General features: G+C 60.5%; 1 protein-coding gene, 3 pseudogenes and 1 other annotated feature. All 4 genes and pseudogenes read left to right on the forward strand.

The window, feature by feature from the left end:
- Positions 1 to 67 precede the first annotated feature (67 nt).
- Positions 68 to 832, forward strand: a pseudogene (locus tag ACTJKX_RS38035) (IS110 family transposase); the annotation flags it as partial.
- A gap of 97 nt (positions 833 to 929) precedes the next feature.
- Positions 930 to 1,370 (forward strand): annotated as a pseudogene (locus ACTJKX_RS38040) (IS110 family transposase); the annotation flags it as partial.
- Between the two features lie 50 nt (positions 1,371 to 1,420).
- Positions 1,421 to 2,451, forward strand: a pseudogene (locus ACTJKX_RS38045) (IS3 family transposase); the annotation flags it as partial.
- Positions 1,720 to 1,836 (forward strand) — a sequence feature (AL1L pseudoknot). Its footprint overlaps the pseudogene before it by 117 nt.
- Positions 2,452 to 2,644: 193 nt before the next feature.
- Positions 2,645 to 3,143, forward strand: a 499-nt coding sequence (locus ACTJKX_RS38050; protein WP_440728090.1) for an IS110 family transposase, incomplete at its 3' end; no start/stop codon positions are given.

A 3,143-nucleotide genomic window follows, 5' to 3' on the forward strand; every position in this document is an offset into this window, starting at 1 on the left:
ACAGGTCGCCAGCGAGCCGGAGGCGCTCGCGAGTTGGATCGCAGAACAGAATGGCAGCATTGCCGCCATCGGCCTCGAGGCCGGCCCTTTGTCGCAATGGTTGCATCGCGGATTGGCCGAGGTGGGTCTGGACGTCGTTTTGATGGAAACTCGGCAGGTCAAGGGCGGCTTGAAGGCTATGCCGATCAAGACTGACCGGCGCGACGCGGAAGGAATTGCCCGCCTGCTGCATCTGGGCTGGTTCCGCCCGGTTCACTGTAAATCCGTTTCGGCGCAGGAGGTCCGTACCGTGCTCGGAGCTCGCAAAGCGATCCAGCAGGGGATGATCGCACTGGAGATGTCCCTGCGTGGGCTCCTGCGGAACTTAGGGCTGAAGGTCGGTGCCATCTCGCGCGGCCAATTCGAGCATCGCATCCGCGAACTGACAGTCGGCAATCGAATGCTCGAAGCCGCCACGGAGCCGATGCTGCGAGCGCGGGCCTGTCTGCGGCGCGAGTTGGCGGAACTGGAACGATGCGTCCGCCAGCCCGCCCGGGATGACTCGGCCTGCCATCGGTTAATGTCTATGCCTGGGATCGGCGCAGTCGTGGCATTGACCTTCCGCTCTGCCGTCGATGATCCTGCTCGATTCACGTCGTCGAAAAAGGTTGGCCCTTGGGTCGGCCTGACACCTTCACGCAACCAGTCTGGCGAACGTGATGTATCGGGTGGCATTACAAAGGCCGGAGACGTCAACCTGCGCCGTGCTCTGTGTCAGGCTTCGACCGTCATGATCAATCGGGGACGCTCGACATGGCTCAGAACATGGGCAGCACAGATAGCACGCCGCCGCGGTCGGAAGCGCGCCATGGTGGCGCTTGCTCGGCGCATCGCAGTGATCCTTCACCGAATTGGGTCGATGGTACAACCTTCCAGACAGAGGCACGGACGCGTTGCTCAAACTTCTTGGCGAGCTCCAATCGCGCAATCAGAAGACGTCGAAGACCGGCGCATCCATTGCCTGTTGCTTCGAAGCCGGGCGGGACGGATTCTGGATCCATCGGCTGCTCACCGACCACACTATTCCAACGCACGTGGTCGAACCGACAAGCATCCTCGTGAATCGCCGGGCGAAGACCGATCGACTTGATGTGGAGGGCTTTTTGCGAGTGCTTGCGGCCTATCTGGCGGGAGACACCCAAATCTGCAGTATGGTGCGTGTGCCAACTCCCGACGAGGAGGACGGCAAACGCGTACACCGAGAGCGAGAATATCTTGTTCAGGAGCGAACACGGATCGAAAATCGGATATTGGTCTGGCTCGCAACCCAGGGAATTCGGTCAAGGCCATCGTTGCGAACCTGGGAGCGAGACATAGCGGTCCTCGAGACTGAACCGCCCCGGATTTGTCGGAGGCTCTAACTTCCAAATAGGATGGAGCGATGACGAGCAAATCAGCGACGAGCAAGACGACGAACAAATTCTCAGCCGAGGTGCGAGAACGGGCGGTGCGGATGGTGCTGGAGCACGAGGGCGAACACTCCTCGCGCTGGACAGCGGTGCAATCGATCGCCGCGAAGATCGGCTGCTCGGCGCACACGTTGCTGGAATGGGTGAAGAAGGCCGAGGTCAATAGTGGTGTCCGGGCAGGTGTCCCGGCCGATATCGCCGAGAAGTTGAAGGCGCAGGAGCGGGAGATCGGTGAGCTTCGCCAAGCCAACGAGATCCTGCGCAAGGCGAGTGCTTATTTTGCGCAGGCGGAGCTCGACCGCCCACTGAAGCGATGATCGCCTTCATCGACGATCATCGGGAGGCGTACGGGGGCGAGCCGATCTGCAGGCTTTTGCCGATCGCCCCTTCAACCTACCACCGTCACGCGGCGCACAGAGCCAATCCCGATCAGCTCTGCGCCCGTTCCAAGCGGGATTTGGCTCTCCAGTGGGAGATTCAGCGTGTCTTTGCCGAGAACTTCGAGGTCTATGGCGTGCGCAAGGTCTGGCGGCAATTGCAGCGCGAGGGCCAGACGGTCGCACGCTGCACCGTGGAGAGATTGATGGGTTCGATGGGCCTGCAAGGAGTGATCCGAGGCAAGCCGGTACGTACGACGATCAGCGACAAGGCGGCGCCTTGCCCGCTGGATCACGTCAATCGGCAGTTCCACGCTCCGGCACCGAACAGGCTCTGGGTTTCCGATTTTACCTACGTCTCGACGTGGGGCGGCATGGTCTATGTTGCTTTCGTGATCGACGCCTACGCCCGTCGTATCGTCGGCTGGCGGGTGAGCAGGACCGCCCATGCGAGCTTTGTGCTCAACGCTCTCGAACAGGCCTTGCACGAACGCCGACCCATTCATCGCGGTGGCCTGGTGCATCATTCCGATCGCGGCAGCCAATATGTCAGCATCCGCTACACCGAGCGTCTCGCCGAAGCCGGCATCGAACCGTCTGTGGGCAGTGTCGGGGACAGCTACGACTGTGAATGTGGTATCGCAGCCTGATGGCCTGACCCATGCTACGATTGACCCAGTGTCATTGCGTTGACCTGTCGACCATCAGGTTGCCCCGGCAGCGGGGGAGATGTGACCTCATAGGAGCCTGACGGTCGCGTACCTTCACAGTCCTGTCCTCTCGATCGGTGCCCGGGGCCATTCCTGCGAAAGGGCATCCATGGACGAGATCATCATCGGCGTCGACACGCATAAATCGAACCACATAGCTGTCGCGATCAATACGCATGGCGCCCGCCTCGGCGCCATGACGATCCCAACGACCCGCAAAGGGTATCGCGATCTCGAGACATGGGCATCCGCGTTTGGCAGCATCAAGGCCTTTGGCATTGAGGGCACTGGTTCTTACGGTGCGGGCTTGTCCCGGAATCTGCTGGCCAAGGGCCATCTGGTCCTTGATGTTATGCGTCCCAATCGTCAGTTGCGCTATCTCCACGGAAAATCTGACAGCCTAGATGCCGAAGGCGCCGCCAGATCGGTGCTTAATGGACAAGCCACAGCCCTGGCCAAGACGCAGACAGGGCTTTCAGAGATGATCCGGCATCTTAAAATTGCTCGTGACAGCGCGGTGAAGGCCAAATCGCAGGCGATGATCACATTGAAAACGCTGATCATCAACGCGCCAGAGGAACTGCGCGCAGCACTCGAGCAGATCAAGG

This window comes from Labrys sp. 22185 (assembly GCF_052045555.1).
GTDB classification, from domain to species: domain Bacteria; phylum Pseudomonadota; class Alphaproteobacteria; order Rhizobiales; family Labraceae; genus Labrys; species Labrys neptuniae.